Annotated in this window: 11 protein-coding genes and 1 pseudogene; 4 read left to right on the forward strand and 8 right to left on the reverse strand. The window is 73.7% G+C overall.

Going from position 1 to position 17,565, the window contains the following annotated elements; translation table 11 throughout:
* Positions 1 to 72 precede the first annotated feature (72 nt).
* Positions 73 to 3,396 (reverse strand): 3-keto-alpha-glucoside-1,2-lyase-like domain-containing protein, encoded by a 3,324-nt coding sequence (locus tag ACZ4MO_RS17805; RefSeq protein ID WP_175009886.1) that lies wholly within the window; start codon positions 3,394 to 3,396, stop codon positions 73 to 75.
* A 166-nt stretch (positions 3,397 to 3,562) separates the two neighbouring features.
* On the opposite strand from ACZ4MO_RS17805, the gene ACZ4MO_RS17810 reads away from it, so the two are divergent.
* The 3 genes from ACZ4MO_RS17810 (at position 3,563) to ACZ4MO_RS17820 (ending at position 7,443) form a co-directional block, all read left to right on the forward strand.
* A complete protein-coding gene (locus ACZ4MO_RS17810) occupies positions 3,563 to 4,474 on the forward strand; it encodes a PhzF family phenazine biosynthesis protein (protein ID WP_108049961.1) in 912 nt (303 codons plus the stop codon).
* A 63-nt stretch (positions 4,475 to 4,537) separates the two neighbouring features.
* Positions 4,538 to 5,851 carry an MFS transporter gene (locus ACZ4MO_RS17815; protein WP_175009885.1) on the forward strand — a complete coding sequence of 438 codons (1,314 nt, stop codon included), beginning with the start codon at positions 4,538 to 4,540 and terminating at the stop codon, positions 5,849 to 5,851.
* A gap of 47 nt (positions 5,852 to 5,898) precedes the next feature.
* Entirely contained in the window at positions 5,899 to 7,443 is a 1,545-nt protein-coding gene (locus tag ACZ4MO_RS17820) for a glycosyltransferase 87 family protein (protein WP_186810496.1), read from the forward strand.
* 76 nt (positions 7,444 to 7,519) lie between these two features.
* Here the strand turns inward: ACZ4MO_RS17820 and ACZ4MO_RS17825 are convergent, their stop codons facing one another.
* The 7 genes and pseudogenes from ACZ4MO_RS17825 to ACZ4MO_RS17855 all read right to left on the reverse strand — a co-directional run.
* Positions 7,520 to 7,942, reverse strand: coding sequence for a hypothetical protein (locus tag ACZ4MO_RS17825; protein ID WP_137281308.1), 423 nt, complete (start codon positions 7,940 to 7,942; stop codon positions 7,520 to 7,522).
* Between the two features lie 83 nt (positions 7,943 to 8,025).
* Positions 8,026 to 9,270, reverse strand: coding sequence for a WxL protein peptidoglycan domain-containing protein (locus ACZ4MO_RS17830; protein WP_175009883.1), 1,245 nt, complete (start codon positions 9,268 to 9,270; stop codon positions 8,026 to 8,028).
* A 133-nt stretch (positions 9,271 to 9,403) separates the two neighbouring features.
* Positions 9,404 to 10,678, reverse strand: coding sequence for a hypothetical protein (locus ACZ4MO_RS17835; RefSeq protein ID WP_175009882.1), 1,275 nt, complete (start codon positions 10,676 to 10,678; stop codon positions 9,404 to 9,406).
* A 33-nt stretch (positions 10,679 to 10,711) separates the two neighbouring features.
* Positions 10,712 to 11,731: a sugar phosphate isomerase/epimerase family protein gene (locus tag ACZ4MO_RS17840; RefSeq protein ID WP_034651214.1), complete on the reverse strand. Its 1,020-nt coding sequence runs from the start codon at positions 11,729 to 11,731 to the stop codon at positions 10,712 to 10,714.
* Positions 11,732 to 11,825: 94 nt separating this feature from the next.
* A complete protein-coding gene (locus ACZ4MO_RS17845; protein WP_255437367.1) occupies positions 11,826 to 15,503 on the reverse strand; it encodes a PQQ-dependent sugar dehydrogenase in 3,678 nt (1,225 codons plus the stop codon).
* A 1,034-nt stretch (positions 15,504 to 16,537) separates the two neighbouring features.
* On the reverse strand, positions 16,538 to 16,930 hold the full coding sequence (locus tag ACZ4MO_RS17850; RefSeq protein ID WP_499279309.1) for a TraM recognition domain-containing protein: 393 nt from the start codon (positions 16,928 to 16,930) through the stop codon (positions 16,538 to 16,540).
* Between the two features lie 13 nt (positions 16,931 to 16,943).
* Positions 16,944 to 17,069, reverse strand: a pseudogene (locus ACZ4MO_RS17855) (TraM recognition domain-containing protein); the annotation flags it as partial.
* Between ACZ4MO_RS17855 and ACZ4MO_RS17860 the strand changes: the two are divergent.
* Positions 17,012 to 17,494 carry a DUF4913 domain-containing protein gene (locus ACZ4MO_RS17860; RefSeq protein WP_175009881.1) on the forward strand — a complete coding sequence of 161 codons (483 nt, stop codon included), beginning with the start codon at positions 17,012 to 17,014 and terminating at the stop codon, positions 17,492 to 17,494. The pseudogene ACZ4MO_RS17855 and the gene ACZ4MO_RS17860 sit on opposite strands and share 58 nt — an antisense overlap.
* The last annotated feature ends 71 nt before the right edge of the window (positions 17,495 to 17,565 follow it).

Here is a 17,565-nt window from a genome sequence, read left to right on the forward strand (position 1 = left end):
GGCTCGTGCCGCCGCCCCCGCCCGGTGCGACCCGGGACGGACGGCTCACGCCGCCCGCCCCGGGTCATCGGCTCAGCCGCAGCTGACGGCCTCGTAGGCGGCGTCCGCCTCGAACGTCCGGCCGTCACCGGTCGCGGAGACCTGCGCGACGCCGGCCTCGACCGACGCGGCACGCGTCGCGAACGACTGGTACGCGGAGGCACCCGGCTGGACGCCGGTCACCGTCTTCGTCCCGAACGGCGTCGTGAGCGTGACGTCCGCCGGCACCGTGTCGTCGTTCGTGGCACGGACCGCGACGTAGACCTTGCCCGCGAGGCAGCGGGTCTGAACCGTCGTCGAGATCGCGAGCTCCTCGACGGGCTCGTCGGTCAGCTCCTTGAACCGGATGTTCCGGTAGTTGACCATCTCGCCGTTGCCGTGGTTCTGGATCCCCACGAAGCTGTTGACCAGGCGGGCCGGGTCGCTGCTCGTGAAGTCGTTGACGAGCACGTCGTTGAGGTAGACCCGGATGCGGTCGCCCTCGACGCGGATGTCGTACGCGTTCCACTGGCCGACCGGCTTGAGCGAGGCCTCGACGGCCGCGGCGTCGGCACCCTGGAACGTGTAGATGGCACCCGTGGTGCGGTCGGCGGCGTCGGTCGCGTCGATCTGGATCTCGTAGCCCTTGTTGACGGCCACCCACGGGTCGTCGCCCGGGTTCGGGAACCCGACGAAGACGCCGCCGTTGTCGTCCTTGAGGAGCTTCCAGTCGAGCTTCAGGCTGTAGCTGTCCCCGAGCTCCTGGTTGTACCAGAGCAGGCCCATGCCGCCCGCGCCCTGGATCGAGCAGTCCTCCTGGCGGCCGAAGCCACCCGGACCGGCCATGCGCCAGCCCTCCTGGAGGCTCGCGAGGGTGCCGTCGAAGAGCGCGGTGTAGCCGTCCTCGACCTCGCCCGGGGTGCAGATGTCCGGGTTCTCGCCGATCGAGAGCACGTCGATGTTGATGTTGCCCTCGTCACCGGCCTCGTACGCGAGCGTGATGGTGTTCACGCCGGCCTGGAGGTCGAGGTCGCGCGTCTGCACGCCCCAGTCCTTCCAGCTGCCCGTCGTCGGGAAGTTCCACTGGCCGAGGTCCTGGCCGTTCACGTGGAGCGAGACGTTCTTCGCCCGCAGCGACGTGTACGGGTGGATGCCGTTGGCGTAGCGCACGTTCACCGGGTAGGTGCCCGCCTCGGGGACGGTCACGGAGAACGTGCGGCCGGAGCCGACGCTCGTCATGCCCGCGGCGAATCCGGAGCCGGAGTAGTTGCTGTGGTCCGAGCCGATGCTCGAGCCGCCGAGGGGCTGGGCCAGCTCTGCCTCGTACCAGCCGCGGTCGGCCGGGGCGACGTAGCCGGGCAGCGAGTTGAGCGTGTACCAGGCCTCGGTGCTGAGGAGCTCCGCACCGCCGGCCGAGGCGAACGGGCGCGGGGACCGGACGTGGACCACGTGACCAGGCTTGAGCCCGTCGATCTTCAGCGTGACGGTCGTGCGGTCCTCGGACACCTGGGCGTCCGTGACGAACAGCGGCTGCTCGTCGACCTTCGGGCCGCCGTACTGCTGCGTCGGCACGTAGCGCCACTGCTTGATCTGGTACGCGTCGGCGAGGTTCTCGACGACCTCGTCGGAGACCGGGTCGGTGTACTCGATCTCGAAGCCGCCCTCCACCACGCGCATCTCCTTCATGTCGAAGGAGTCCTCGTTGACGGGGACGAGCTTCTGGAGGCCGAACCGGAGCTTGCCGGACTCGCCCCAGTTCCCGCCCTCACCGGTGCCGCCGGCGTAGAGCGCGCCGTCGGGACCGTAGACGACGCGGTTCACGCCGACCTCGAGGCCCGCGGTGTGGCGGAAGACCGCACCCTGGAACTCGCCGTCGACCTTCTCGAGGAACGCGCGCTGGATGCCGCCGTACGTCACGTCGCCGAGCAGCATCTGGCCCGCGAACTCGCCGTCCTCGACGAGGATCGGGTTGCCCGGGGAGTTGGCGATCTCGTTCTGCGGCAGCCACACGGCCGGCGGGGCGACGGGGTTCGAGTCGAACGGCCCGGCCGGGTTCGTGTAGTGGTTGTAGAACTTGTCCTGCTGGATGTGGATGAGCTTGTTCGACGGCAGCCAGGCACCCTGGTTGTCCGTCGCGAAGATCTCGCCCTCGGGGCCGAAGCCGATGCCGTTCGGCGTGCGGAGGCCGCCCGCGACGTAGCTCACCTCGCCCGTCTCGCGGTCGATCTTGATCGACGTGCCGCGGTTGGCCGCAGGCTGCGGGTTCGTCGTCGCGCCGCCGTTGTTGATGGCCACGGAGAGGTTGACGTAGAAGTAGTCCTCGTCGTGGATCAGGCCGAACGCGAACTCGTGGAAGTTGCCGCCGTCGGGCCACTCCGCGATCTTCGTGTGGGTGTCGTAGAAGCCGTCGCCGTCGGGGTCGGTGAGCTGCGTGAGCTGGTACCGCTCCGAGACGAAGATCGAGTCCTCGACGACCTCGATGCCCATGGGGTTGAGCAGCTCGTCCGCGACGAGCGTCGCCGTGACGTCCTCGGGGCCGTCGGCCGTGGTGACGCCGTCGAGGAAGTAGACCTCGCCGGACACCGGGTCGGGGCGCCAGCCGCCGGAGCTGACCTCGCCCGTCGTCACGACGGCGAGCTGCTCGTCCGGCGTGAACGCCAGGCCGGAGACCTTGGGCTCGAACCCTGCGGGGCGCAGGTCGACGAGCTCGTAGTTCGGGTTGACGGAGTCGAGCCGCAGCCCGTCGCCCGCCGTGTCCGTCGCGCCCTCGCAGTACTTGTAGCCGGGGGCCGTCACGCGCACGACGCCGGCCTCGGTGCTGAGCGCGGAGGAGGGGATCACCTGGAAGGAGGAGCTGCCCGGCGTCTTCCACGCGAGCGTGAGGCGCTGCTTGTCGCTGCCCTCGTAGTAGTCGACGCGGAGGTCGTGCACGCCCGCGGTGAGGGTCGCGCTGCCCTCGACGGAGGTCGAGTCGTTGGGGCCGTCGTTCTCGAGGACGAGCTGGCCGTCGATGTAGACGAGCGCGCCGTCGTCGTTGGTCACGCGGAACTGGTACTGGCCGTCCGCGGGGACGTGCAGGTTCGCGCTCACCTGCGAGATGAAGTTGTCCTCCGCGCCGAACTGCTCGGCCGTCGACCAGTCGATGGTCGGCATGAGCTTGTCGACGTTGGGCGTCTGCCCGGACTTCAGGGTGCAGACCCCACCGGGGTTCTGCGCGAGCTGGAAGGTCCGCAGCGTGACGCCGGGCTCCTGCTCGGGGAGATCGGCCGCGGCGGGGACGGCCCAGCCTGCGACGACCAGGGCGCCGAGGGTGAGGGCGGCCGCGCCGCGTCGGTACCTGATCCGGCGGGACACCGGCAGGCTGGTGCGTTCGAGCATCGTTGCTCCTTACTCGGTCGGACTACGAGTCCACGGAGCGTAACCCCTGCCTGGCCCCGTCGATGACAACGCTGGACAGGCTAGCCCGCGTTCTATCGATGTGTCTACAACTTCCGTCGCACCGTCGACAAAAGTGCTCCCGCCTGCAGCGACGTACGCTCACGGCATGACCGCACGCCACGGCGACGTCGCCGACCGGACCGCGTCCCGCCCGTTCGCCCAGGTCGACGTCTTCACCCGCACGCCGACCCTCGGGAACCCCGTCGCGGTCGTCCTCGACGCCGTCGGCCTCACGGACGAGCAGATGGCCGCCTTCGCGCGCTGGACCAACCTCTCCGAGACGACGTTCCTCCTGCCGCCCTCGCCCGACGGGGCGGACGGCGGCGCCGACTACCGCCTCCGGATCTTCACCCCGGCGGGCGAGCTGCCGTTCGCGGGCCACCCGACGCTCGGGTCGTGCCACGCGTGGCTCGAGGCGGGCGGCACCCCGCGCTCGGGCGACGTCGTCGTGCAGGAGTGCGGCGTCGGGCTCGTGCCGATCCGGCGCGAGGAGGGCACGGAGCGGCTCGCGTTCGCCGCGCCCGCGCTGCTCACCGACGAGCCGGTCCCGGCCGACGACCTCGCCGCGATCGTCGCCGCGCTCGGCGTGCCCGACGAGGCCGTCCTCGACCACCGGGTGCTCGACAACGGCCCGGGCTGGCGCGTCGTCCTGCTCGACTCCGCGGCACGCGTCACCGGGCTGACGCCCGACTGGTCCCGGCTGCGCGCCGAGCACCCCGACCTCTCGGTGGGCGTCGCCGGCCTGCACGGGGACGACGGCGGCCCCGACGGCACGGCCGTCGAGGTGCGCGGGTTCGCGCTCGCCATGGGCATCCCCGAGGACCCGGTCACCGGGAGCCTCAACGCCGTCGTCGGGCAGTGGCTCACGCGCGACGGGCGCCTGCCCGGCCGCTACGTCGCCGCCCAGGGCGCCGCGCTCGGCCGGGCCGGGCGCGTGCACGTCGAGCGTGACGGCACCGGGACCGTCTGGGTCGGCGGGTCGAGCGTCACGTGCGTCGCGGGGACCGTCCGCCTCTGACGGGTCGTCGCCGCCGCGGAAAACGGAGGCCGGGGCGCCCGCCTGCTCCGTAGACTCGGGCAAGTGTCAACAAACCCTCCGGTTTCCGGGACGGCGCGCGCCCTGACCGACCGCGCCGTGGTCTCGCGCGCACGGTGGGCGCTCATGGTGCAGTTCGCGCTGTTCGGCGTCATCGGCACGTCCTGGATGAGCCGCCTGCCGTCGGTGCGCGAGGCGCTCGGGCTGAGCTCGGGCCAGCTCGGCGCGCTGCTCGTCGTGGGCGGGGTCGGGACCCTCACCGCCGTCGTCGTGACGGGCGCGGTCGTCGCGCGCTTCGGCAGCCGCACGACGCTCGTCGTCGCGACGTCCGCGAACGTCGTCGGGTTCGGCCTCGTCGCACTCGGCACGGCGACCGGCAGCGTCGGCGTGTTCGCGGCGGGCGCGTTCCTCAACGGCATGTGCGGCGCGCTGACCAACGTCCCCATCAACATCTGCGCGGCGTCGGTGGAGCAGCACGTCGGGCGCGCGATCCTCCCCCACTTCCACGCGGCCTTCTCCATCGGGGCGGCGTGCGGGGCGCTCGTCGCCGCCGCGTTCTCGTGGGCGCACGTGGGCATCGCCACGCAGGTCGTCGTCGTCACGCTCGTCGTCACGGCGGCCCGCGCGCTCCTCATCGCGCCCGCGACGGCGATCGCGCCCGAGCGGGCCGCGGCGCGCACGACGGCGGCCGACGGCGCCCCCGCACCCCGGCGCGGCGCGGGCGTCCGGGCGGCGCTCGCCGCGTGGCGCGAGCCGCGCACCCTCCTCATCGGGCTCGTGCTGCTCGCGTCGTCGCTCTCCGAAGGGTCGGCGGGCAACTGGCTGTCGATCGCCGTGGTGGACGGGTTCGACGTGCGCGAGGCGCTCGGCGCGGTGGCGTACGGGACGTTCGTCGGCGCGATGACGGTGTTCCGGTTCGCGGGCACCGGGCTCATCGACCGGTTCGGGCGCGTCGCGGTGCTCCGGGCGTCGGGCGCGTCGGCGCTCGTCGGGCTCCTCGTGTTCGGCCTCGCGCCCACGCTGCCGCTCGCGTGGGTGGGCATCGTCCTGTGGGGCTGCGGTGCTGCGCTCGCGAACCCTGTCGCGATCGCCGCGGCGTCCGACGACCCGGCGCACGCCGCGCCGCGCGTCGCGGTCGCGACGTCGTTCTCCACGGTCGCGATGCTCAGCGCTCCCCCGCTCCTCGGCCTGCTGGTCGACGGCGTCGGGGCCCGCCACGCGCTCCTCGTGATCTGCGCCGCCACGGTGCTGTCCCTCGCGGTCGCGGGCCAGGTCCGGCCGCTGCCGCGCCCGGCGGCGCCCGCCCCGGCCGACGACCTGCCGGAGCCCGGCCGGGAATGCCCGGTCGGGTCCCGCTAGGGGGACGCGTCGCGCGCCCGCCGCGGCCCCGGCGCACACTGGCGGGTGTGAGCCTGGCAGCCCGTGCCCCGCGCCGAGCGCCCGCTGCCGCGCGGTGGGGGTGGGTCGTGGCCGCCGTCGTGGCGGGCCTGGCGTTCCTCGTGCGGTGGCACCTCGTCGGGGGCTCGGCCGGCATCGGCGGGTACCGCGGCTATGACGACGGCGTGTACTTCTCGGCCGCGGTGGCGCTCGTCCACGGCCGCGTGCCCTACCGCGACTTCCTGCTGCTGCACCCGCCCGGCTCGACGCTCGCCCTGACGCCCTTCGCGGCGCTCACCACGTGGACGAGCGACGACCACGCCCTGGTCGCCGCGCGCGTCGGCATCATGCTCGTCGGCGCGGCCAACGCCGTGCTCGTGACACGCGTCGCGCGCCGGTGGGGCACGACGGCGGCCGTCGTGGGCGGCGTCCTCTACGCGCTGTCGTACGCCGCGGCGTGGGCCGAGCGGCTCACGCTCCTCGAACCCCTCGGCTCCCTGTGCCTGCTCGGCGGGGTCGTGCTGCTGCTCCGGGGCCTCGACCGGCACCGGGAGGGCACCGGCCGCGAGCGCCCGTGGCTCTGGGCGGGCGGTGCCGTCCTCGGGCTCGGTGCGACGGTCAAGATCTGGGGCGTGGTGCCGCTGCTCGTCGTGCTCCTCTGGCTGCTGGTCGTCGCCGGGTGGCGCACCGCGGCCCGCGCGGCCGCGGGCGCCGTCGTCGCGCTGGTGGCGGTGCTCGGCCCGTTCCTCCTCGCCGCGGGGTCGGACATGGTCCGCATGGTCGTGCTCGACCAGCTCACCCGGCCCCCGGCGACGACGGACCTCGAGCAGCGGCTCGTGTGGCTCACGGGGACGGGCGGCCTGCGCGACCTCGTGCCGGAGCAGGAGCAGCTCGCCGTGGCGTGGACCGTGCTGGCGCTCGCGACGGTCGCCGCGGTCGCGGCGTGGGTCGGGCGGCGCGGGAGGCTGTGGGTCGTGCTGCTCGCGGTGCAGGTCGGCGTCCTGCTGCTCTCGCCGTCCGCGTACCCGCAGTACGCGGCGTTCTCGGCACCGGCGCTGGTCCTCGTCCTGGCCGCCGCGTGCTCGCTCCTGCCCCGCCCGAGCCGGGTCGCGGCGGGGGCGCTCCTGAGCATCGGCGCCACAGCCCTCCTCGTGGCCGCGGTGCAGACCGCACCGCGCCTCGCCCCGTTCCCGACGGCCGAGGTGGCGGCGGCGCTCCCCGACGACGGCTGCGTCCGCGCCGACTCCCCCGGGGTCCTCGCCGTCCTCGACGTGCTGAGCCGCGACCTCGAGCGCGGCTGCGAGCTTCCCGTGGACCTGTCGGGGTACTCGTACGACCACGGCGCGCGGGACGCCGCCGGCGAGCCGGTGCCGCGCCGTCGGAACCTCGCCTGGCAGGAGGAGGCGCTGCGCTACCTGACGTCGGGGTCGTCCGCCGTGCTCGTGCGGTCGACCGGCAACGGGTTCAGCGACGAGACCTGGCGCGCGCTCGACGCCGCGACGACGACCGTCGTCGACCGGCCGGGGGTGCAGGTGCTCGTCCCGCACGACGACGTCACGCGGCCGGAAGGCTGAGCCCGCGGCCCGCGACGGGGACGCTCAGGCGCGGGCCCCGTACCGCTCCACGGACTCGTGCCGAGGTTCCCCGGCGTCAGTCCGGCTCCCGGGCGGCGGCGATGCGCATCGTCACGTGGTTCGCGTACTCCGCGGGCTCCCGGTCGACCTGCACACGCAGCGGCCCTCGGGGGACGTCGAGGGTGCGCTCGTTCTCGGCGTCCCCGATCGAGAGGCGCCCGGACGGGCAGCTGAGCCGTCCGTCGAACTCCGCGACCCCCGTGGGCAGGGGCTCGCCGACGACGACGGTCACGGTGACCGTCGCCGACGGAGGATCCACCTCGTCGGGCCAGTCGTCCGAGACGTCGACGTCGGCGGCGTGGAGCACCGGCACGGCCAGGCAGGAAGGTGACGAAGCGATCGCCTCATCGCCGAGGTCCGGGGGAAGGTCGAAGGACTCCTGCTCGTCGAAAGCCAGGAGGAGGCCCCACCGGAACGGTTGTGTCCACTCGAGCTGCACCCCCGCACCGTATCGAAGGCACCGCGCCGCCCAGGCACGCCAGGTGACACCATCTCCGCCACCGTCGCTCCGGCCCGGTCACCTCACGGCGCAGGTCTCGCCACGGGGTCGTGGTCCGGTGCCGGGCTGCCCACGGCGTCGGGGTCGCTCGGGGAGTCCTCGGCCCGCGCCTCGTCCGCCCCACCCGCGGCACGCTCGGCGAGCGCGGCGGTGACGGCGGCGTCGACCGCGCGCTGCTGGGCGGTCCGCGCCCGGCGCCGCGCGCGGACGCGGCAGACGACGACCAGCGCCACGAGGGCGAGGAGGCCGAGCGCGACCCACGGCACGGCCCAGGTGGTGGCGGTCGCGACGACGCCCGGCACGACGACCTCCGGGTCGGGCACCGTCCCGGGCAGCGGCACGACCTCGCCGCCGACCGTCAGCGTCGCGACCTCGCGTCCGAGCGGCCAGACGCCGTCGACCTCGACGGTCCGCTCGACGGACGAGCCGGGGAGCAGCTCGGGCACGTCGACGTCGGTCGCGGACGTCGCGCCGAGCCCGAACGGCCCGGAGATGCGGACGGCGGTCGCCGGGGCGACGCGCGCGTTGCCCTCGTTCGTCACGGTGAACGTGACGGTCGCGCTGCCGGGCGCGAACGGGTTGAGCGTGCCGTCGTAGGCGAGCCGCACGTCGTCGACCGCGAGCGCCGGGGCGAGCTCGCCCTGGACTCGCAGGTGCACGCGCGAGCCGAGCCGCCGGTCGGTCGTGACGCCGTCCTCGGCGACCACGACGAGGGACGACACGACTCCGGCGGCGTAGTCTCCCGGCGTCGCGTCGTCGGGCACGGTGACGGTGAAGGGGACCTCGACGCGCTCCTGCGGAGGGATCTCGACCTCGGCCTGGTCGAGGGCGACCCACGACCCGAGCGCGGTCGACTCCTCGCCTGCGGGCAGGAGGTCGAGCGTGCCGTCGTCGGTGAGGAAGCCGTCGGCGGCGTACACGGCGAGCGCGAGCGGGGTGTCGCCGTGGTTCGAGACGACGAGGCTGTCGCGCAGGGAGCCGCCGGGCGCGAGCGAGTACGCGAAGTTGGGACGGTCGACGCCCTGGGCGGTGTCTCCCGGGCGCACGCCCCACTGCACGGTCTGCGCCGGGTCGGGGGCGGGCGCGTCGTCGGTCGCGAGGGACGCCCGCGCGGCGGGCGCGACCTGGCGGGGGGCCGCGGCGGGCGCGGCCTCCCCGGGGAGCGCGGCGGCCGCGGGCGCGGCGAGGAGCGCGAGCGCGAGCAGGGGCCCGGCGAGCGCGCGCAGGGCGCGGGACGCGGGGGCGGGAGAGGTGCGTCGGTGGGTCATGCGCTCGGTCCTTCGTCGGTGCAGGTGGGGCGGCTCGGACGACGAGCCGCCGGCCCGGCCGGCCACCACGGCGTGCGTGGTGGCCGACCGGTCGCCCGGCCCGTGGCGGGCCGGGCTGCGGTGTCCCGCGGGATCAGCCCAGTGCGGTGAGCGTGATCGTCGCGGTGTAGGTGCCGCGCGGGGTGTCGAGCGGCATCTTGAGGTCGAGCTCGGCGCCGACCACGGACGCGCCGCGCGCGTGGCCCTCGTCGGCCCGCGCGAGGGTGCGCGCCTGCTTGAGGCCCTCGCCCTCGTCGAACCCGGACGCGACCGGCGCGCCGGCGACCGCGTCGCCGCCGTTCTCGATGACGCCCGGCGTCCAGCCGAGGTGCTTGCCGTCGACGGTCTGGCCGCCCGCCGTGAAGTCGGACACCTGACCGGTGACGGACCACGCCGGGTCGCCCGCGCGCGTGTCCTGGACCCGCACCGGGACGAGCTGGCCCTGGGCCTGGTAGTAGCTGAGCTCCTCGGTGGCGACGCCGAGGTCGACGAGGCGCGACGAGCCCTCGAGCGACCACGTGAGCTCGCCCCCGGACTGCTGCGGCACGGTGACGGCCACGGCCTGGTCGCCCTCGGGCGCGGCCCCCGGCTCCTCGCCGGTGTGGTCGCCCTCGACGCCGCCCGCGGTGTTCCCGGGCCCGAAGACGGCGGCCGGGTCGTTGCCCGTGGCGCGGATCGTGCCCTGGACCGCCGTGCCCGCGACTCGCAGGTTGCCGGCGTTCCCGCTGAGCACGAGGTCGCCCGCGACCGCGTTGCCCCACTCGTCGGCCTCGCCGGACGCCGTCGCGCCGACGAGCAGGTCGCGCGCACCGTTGCTCACGGTGAGCGTGCCCCCGACCACGGCGCCCGCGACCGTCACGCCGAACGCGGAGCCGTCGAGCGTCGCGTCGCCGCGCACGGACGTGCGCAGCAGGTCGACGTAGGTCGCCTCCTGCGTGAGCAGGCCGCCGGAGACGGTCGAGTCGCTGATCTCGACGTCCACGCCCCCGGCCGCGACGTCGCCCCCGACCGTGAGGTCGTTGACGTACAGGAACCCGTTCCGGGTGCCCGCCGAGTAGACGCTGACGTCCCCGGCGACGCTCGTGCCGTCGAGCAGCACGCCGTACGCGTCGGTCGCGACGACGTCGCCCCCGACGGTCACGGACGTCGCGTCGAGCCAGCCGCCGGGCTGGACCACGACGTCGCCCTCGACGGTCGCGCCGCCGAGGACGCAGTCCGCGCCCGCCGGGACGACGAGGTCGCCGCTGACGGTCCGGTCGCCGAGGTCGGTCGTGCACTCGACGTCGGCGGCCTGCGCCGCGGGCGCGACCGCCGTGGCCGTGGCCACCGCGAGCAGCGCGGCGGCCGGGACCTTCCACTTCCACTTCATGTGATGCTCCTTGTCAGGTGTGGTCGGTCCGCGTCAGCCGCGGAGCGAGGAGATCTCGCCGTAGCTGCGGCGGGCGTTGCCCAGGGAGTTGAGGGCGTTGCCGGGCTCGGCCACGGTCGCCGCGTTGTCCTGCTCGTACAGCCCGAACCGCTGCCCTCGGTCGCGGAGCTGGGAGAGGAACGCCTGGTAGGGGATGTCGCCGGCGCCGAACTCGATGATGTCGTAGCCGTTGCCGCTGGACTCGTTCGTCTTGCCGTCCTTGAGGTGCAGGATCGGGAAGCGGCGCGGGTCGCGCGTGACGTAGTCGATCGGCTCGAACCCGGGGTACAGGTGGCGGCCCACGTAGGCCCAGTAGACGTCCATCTCGAAGAACACGAGCTCGGGGTCGAGGTTGTCCCACAGCAGGTCGTAGACGCGCTGGTTCGGGTCGTCGCTGGTGAACGCCCACTCCTGGGCGTGGTTGTGCGAGTAGAGCTTGAGGCCCGCCGCGCGGGCCTTCTCGCCCATCTGGTTCCAGGTCTCGCAGGCCTGGAGCCACTGCGCCTTCGGGATGGGGCCGCCGTAGCCGCCCGCGATGGGGCCGCCCTGGCCGAGGTGCGGCATGCCGAGCGCGAGCGCCTTCTCGATCTCGGCGTCGATGTTCGCCGGCGTGAGGTTGACGTGCGCGCCGACGGCCCGCAGGCCGTTGTCGTCGAGCAGCTGCCGGATCTCCGGCACGGTGATCGCGCCGACGCTCCCCTGCGTGTAGCCCGCGAACTCGATCTCGGAGTAGCCGATGTCGGCGAGCTCCTCGAACACGGCCCGGAAGCCGAGCGAGCTGACCTTGTCCCGCACGGTGTAGAGCTGGATGCCGATGCGGTTCACCGGCACGAGCCGGTTGCGCCCGCCGGACGGCGCGACCGCCGTCGGGAGGGCGCCGCCGAGCGCGTTCGCCGCCGACGGACCGAGGGCGGCCCCCACGCCCACGGCGACCGACGACGCCGCGAGCGCCTTGAGCAGGTTGCGACGGGTCATCGGCTTGGCCGAGACCGTCGGGTGGTGGTGTGAACTCATGTCTCTCCTTCGAGGTGAGCCGCCCCGGGACCGCACCCGGGGACGCCTGGGGGCCGGTGGCCCGGGCGGGTCGCCCGGGCCACCGGTGGGACGGTCAGCTGCGGACCGTGAGGGTGAGGTTCACCGTGCTGGGCGCGACCCCGGCGGACCCCTGGTAGCGGGCCTGCACCTGGTAGGTGCCGGTCGCCGCGAGCCTGGGGAGCGTCACCACGACGTCCCCCGCCTCGTCGAGCGTTCCCGTCAGCGACGCGACGGTGCCGTTGTTCTTGCGCACCGTCACCTGCACGTCGCCCGTGGGCACGACGCCGGTCGACGACTCCACGTGGAGCGTCGCCTTCGCCGCGACGGCGGGCTTCACCGGGTTCGGCGCCACGCTGCCCGTCGTGGTCGACCGGGCCTGGGCCACCGTGAGGCGCACGGTCCCCGCCGACGCCGTGTAGACGCCGTCGGCGCCGTACGTCGCGGTGAGGGTGTGCGTCCCGACGGCGAGCGACGGGTCGATCGCGATCGTCGCCGTGCCGTCCGCGAGGGTCCCGCGCCCGACCTCGGTCTCGCCCGTGGTGAGCACGACCTCGCCCGTCGGTGTGCCGCCCTCGCCGGTGACCGTGACGACGGCCTCGCCCGGCGCGCCGTAGGAGACGCGCGCGGCGCCGACGGAGACCGTCGTGGCCGAGGCGACCGTCGGCTCGTCCGGGGCGTCGAGGTCGATCGTGAACGCCACCGCGCCGGCCTCGGAGACGTTGCCGCCCGTGTCGGTCGCGCGGTAGAGCAGGTCGTACGCGCCGTCCTGCGAGAACGTCACGCCGTACTGCTGGTTCGCCGCGAGGTTCGTCCACGTCGCGCCCGCGTCGCGCGAGTACTGCACGCTCGCGACCGCGCCGTCGTCGGTGGCCTGCACGGAGAACCGCACCGGCTCGTTGAACACGCCGCCGACGCCCGTGGGCGCCTCCGGCGCGAGCGTGTGCGCGACGGTCGGGGCGGTGACGTCCGCCGCGCCCGCGCCCACCATGGTGATCGCGTCGACCGCGAGCTCGTCGGACGACGTCACGAACAGCGTGCCCGAGCCCTCGGGGGCGTCGAAAGTGATCTCGACGTCCTGCCAGCCCTCGCCCGCGGGGACGACGGCGGTCGCGAACGGCTCGGCGTCGGCCGCGCCCCAGCGGAGCTGGAGCTCGCCGCCGCCGCTCGCGCGGACCACGGCGCCGTCGATCCCGGCGAAGCTCACCGGGTCGTACCGCAGGAAGTCGCCCGCCCCGAGGCCGCGCACGGCGTTGCCGCCCCGCGCGGTCGCGTCGGCGAACACCTCGACGCCCTCGCGGCCGATCGCGTGCTCGCCCTGCTGCTCCTTCGGGTTGAGGCGCAAGGTCGCCTCGCCCGTGGCCGGCGGGAGGCCGTTGTGGCCCGCGTCGGTGTACGTGACGACGACCGCCCCGTACAGGAGCGCGCCCGGGCCGTGCTCGGGCGAGTTGGGGTCGGTGCGCCACGCGCCCGTGCAGCCCGTGCCCATGGACTCGGGGTGCGCGTGCTCGTCGTGCCCGAGGCCGTACGTCCAGGCGACGCGCGAGCACACGGTGCCCGACCCCGCTTGCGGGTCCTCGAACGCGGCGGCGTACACCTCGAGCACGTCCGCCACCATCTGCGCGGTGACGGCGCCGCCGGAGATCGCGACGAGCTCGTCGAGGGTGAAGCCGGAGGCCTCGCCCAGCGTCTCGGCGTCGACCCCTAGCGTCTCGACGAGGACGTCGTGCCCGATGGCGTCCGCGAGCCACTCGCCGATCTGGTCGCCCGACGTGAGGTGCGGCGTCGGCGCCTCGCCGCCGCCGAGGTCGTCCTCGGCGTCGGTCGTGGTGACCTTGTACGGGACGGCCTGGCCCCAGTCGAAGAACGCGCCGTCGGCCGGGTGCTCGATCGTGACCTCGGGCGCCTGGTTCCCGACGGAGATGACGCGCGACGTGAGCGAGAACTTGCCCGACGCGTCCGTGACGCGCAGGCGCGCCGTGTACGCGCCGATCTCCGTGTACGTGTGCGTCGTCCGGACGCCCTCGGCGTCGAACGTGCCGTCCCCGTCCACGTCCCACGCGTAGGTGAGGTCGTCACCCTCGGGGTCGGACGACGTCGACGCGTCGAACGTCACCTCGAGCGGTGCCTGCGACGACGACGTGGGCGTCGCGGTGAAGCGCGCCTGGGGCGCCTTGTTGCCCTCGGCGTAGTCGATCCGGTACAGGCCCGCGTCGGGGTTGGCGCGGAAGAAGCCGTCGCCGTAGTCGAGCACGTAGAGCGAGCCGTCGGGACCGAACTCGAGGTCCATCGGGTTGTCGTGCGGCGGCTGGCCCGCCGCGGCGAGCGCGGCGTTCGGCAGGAAGTCCTCGATGTGCGTGACGTCGAACGTCTCCCAGTCGACCGTGAACGCGGCGAGGTAGTCCTGCGAGAACTCGCCGAAGAACGCCTTGCGGTCCCAGTACTCCGGGAGCTTCGTCGTCGACGGGTTGTCGGCGTCGTAGTGGTAGACGGGCCCGCCCATGGGCGCCTGGCCGGAGCCGGAGCCGAAGCTCACGAGCTCGTCCCACGGCTGGTCGCCCGGGTTGTCGCCGTACCAGAGCGTCGCGGCGCGAGCCGGCGGCAGCTCGCGCAGGCCCGTGTTCCAGCGGGAGTCGTTGACGAGGTTCTCGGGGTCGAAGAACTCCCCCGGCGTGCCCGTCGCGAAGTCCCAGTCGTTGTAGGCGAAGTTGTCGCCCTGGACGTAGGGCCAGCCCGCGTTGTGCGGGTCGTCGAGCGAGACGACGTTCCACTCCACGAGGCCCATGGGCCCACGGCCCGCGGTCTCCGCCACCGCCTTCGTCGCGTCGGGGCCGTAGTCGCCCCACGAGAGCGAGTTCGTCTCGGGGTCGACCTCGAACCGGAACGGGTTGCGCACGCCCATGACGAAGATCTCGGGGCGCGTGCCCTCGGTGCCCGGCGCGAACAGGTTGCCCTCGGGGATCGAGTACGAGCCGTCGTCCTCGACGTGGATCCGCAGGATCTTGCCGCGCAGGTCGTTCGTGCTCCCCGCGCCACGACGCGAGTCGAAGCCCGGGTTCATGCCGGGGGCGTCGTTGTTCGGCGCGAAGCCGTTCGCGCCCGGGGTGCTCGCGGGCGTGTTGTCGCCCGTCGTGAGGTAGAGGTTGCCGTCGCCGTCGAAGTCGATGTCCGCCCCGACGTGGCAGCACTGGCCGCGCTGCACCTCGACGTCGAGGATCACCTGCTCGCTCGCGAGGTCGATCGTGTCGCCCGTCCACTGGAACCGGGCGAGGCGGTTCACGCCCACCCAGCGGTCCCAGTAGCTCTCGTCCTCGCCCGCCGGGAGCGAGTTGGGCGCGTTGCCCGTCGGGGTGTCCGCGACGCCGTCGCCGTCCGCGTCGCGCGGCGCGTAGACGAGGTAGACCCACCCGTTGTCCTCGAACTCCGGGTCGAGCGCGACGCCCTGGAGGCCGTCCTCCGAGTTCGCGTAGACGTCGAGCGTCGTGACCACGCGCGTGACGCCCGTCGCCGGGTCCGTGAGCCGCACGTCGCCGTTGCGGGCCGTGTGCAGGACGCGCGAGTCCGGGAGGATCGCGAGGTCGATGGGCTCGCCCACGTCCTTCGTCAGCAGCACGCGCTCGTAGTTGGACCAGTCGAGCGCCGCCTCGGCACCCGGTTCCGCGCCGTGGTCGACGCCGTCGTGCGCGACGGCAGGTGCCGTCGCCGCGCCCAGGCCCGTGAGCGCGAGGGCGCCGGCGGCCAGAGCCGCGGTCACCCGCCGGTTCCGGCGCGTACGCCGGTCGATATCCTTCATCTGATGCCGCTCCTGTGAGGTTCAGTCGCCTGTGAGGGGTCATCCGGACCGGGTCGCCCCCGTCGCGCCAACGACGGAATCAGGGCGGCTCGGTCTGTCTGTGCTGGTGGGAGGGCTGCGCGCCCCCTGCCCGGTGGTCCTCCTCGTCTCGTCGTCGAGCGCGATCCCCCCGCACGTCGTCGTGCGGACGGAGAGTGCCACCACGTGCACCGGGGCACGCGCGGAGGCGGTCGGGCCGTAGCGGTCGGGTGAAATTCACCTACCACTCGGTCGTCATCCTACGAGGCTTCTGTCGGGTGTCAATCAAAAGTCGAAAGTCTGCCGATGCACGGACCGCAGGCAGGAACGCGGCGCAGATCGCGGCCTGGGTCCCCGCCGACACCTGGCCCCAGTTCAGCCCGGAGGAGTTCGTGCGCGCCGGGCTGCCCTCCGCCGCGGGGCAGTCGGCGCCGACGACACCCGGCACCCTGTACTTGCTGTCCGAGGAAGGCATGGCCAGCCCAGTCGTCACCACGCTCACCGTCGCCGTCGTGGAAGCGGCCGAGGAGCTGGCCGCACAGTCCGCCGGCGGGCGACGGGCGACCCCGCTCGCCGGCGTGCTCGACGAGGCCGCGAACGTGTGCCGCTGGCGCGAGCTCGCGCTCCCGGGCGCTGACCGCGCGGCGGTACGCCAGGCGAGGACCCGGCGCGCTTTTGACGTCCTCAGCCGCCGCGACACGTTGCTACCACGCCTTCGTCGCGTCGTCTCAGTAGTCGGTGACCTTGGCCTCGGCGACATGCAGGGCGCCCTCGCGTCCGCGAGGGTGTCGCGCGCGTCGTCGAGCTGGGCCGTCGCGCGGGCGTGCGCCGCCATGCGCCGTCCAGCGTCAGCGTGGCCCGCGCCTCGACGACCTCGGGTGGCTCGACGGTCGCCCGGCCGCCGGAGGCCGGCGCGTCGTCGGCGTCGACGTGATTGACCTCGATCGTCGGCTCGTACTCGTCCTCGCCCCAGTCGCTCACGGTGCCTCCTCGGGCGGTGTGGCGGCCGCGACGGCCGCCATCTCGTCGTGTGCTTCGCGCAGGGTGCGCTTGGTCTGCGGGTCGTTCGCCGCGACCGACGCCTCGACGGCCTCGCGGTGCGGGCCGACCATCCACGGGATGGTGCGGATGAGCGTCGGGCGGGCTCCGGGGGCCGGGACGACGGCGCGGCCCTTGGGCAGCGCCGCGACGTCGGCCACGTCGAGAATGCGTTCTCGGTGCAGTTGCTGGGAGACCGTGCGCTGCCCGCGCCCCGTCGACGTCGAGGACGAGAGCCGGTCGTAGTCCCCGACCATCCGCGAGAGGTCCTCGAGGAAGTTCGCGACGCTCACTCCCCCGCCGTAGACCGTGACGTTGGACGCTCCACACAGATCTCTTCATGCCGGACTCGCCCCAGACCTCCACGCGCTGGGACCAGCTCTGCAGCACGGTGTCTAGGACGATCACGCGCGATCCGTAGTGCGAGTAGAGGTTGGGCAGCTCGAGGACGCTGTCGCCGTGGTCCACCACGCCGACCAGGACCTCGCCCACGCCATCGACCAGGCACGGCCCGTCGTCGAGCACGCGGCGACGAGGACGGCGCACCGACGCTCTACTACGGGTCGGTCGACGAGTTCGTGCGCGAGTACCTGCGCAACGTGTACCGGCGCCACATCGCCGGCCGCGGAGAGCACCGGGTCTGGGCCGCCGAGTGGTGGAAGTACGACGAGGCCGTGATCCGCCTCGAAGCGCTCTGGCGCGCCTGGGAACACCTACACCAAGACCCCGCCACCGGCATGAGCGTGTGGTGGCGCGACCACGCCGACCACCACATGGCCATCCTGCTCGACCCACAGAACGGCCCGTTCGGCCCCGTCGACGGCGAACACGACCGCAACACGCCCGGCGCGCCCCTGCCCTATCTGGCCCCGCGGGACTGCTGCAGGAACGGTTGACACTCCATCTGCGGGACGAGGTCCTGCTGGAAGGATGTCGTTGTGCCTAAGAAGTTCCCGCCTGAGTTCAA

Source organism: Sphaerisporangium cinnabarinum (genome assembly GCF_055567015.1).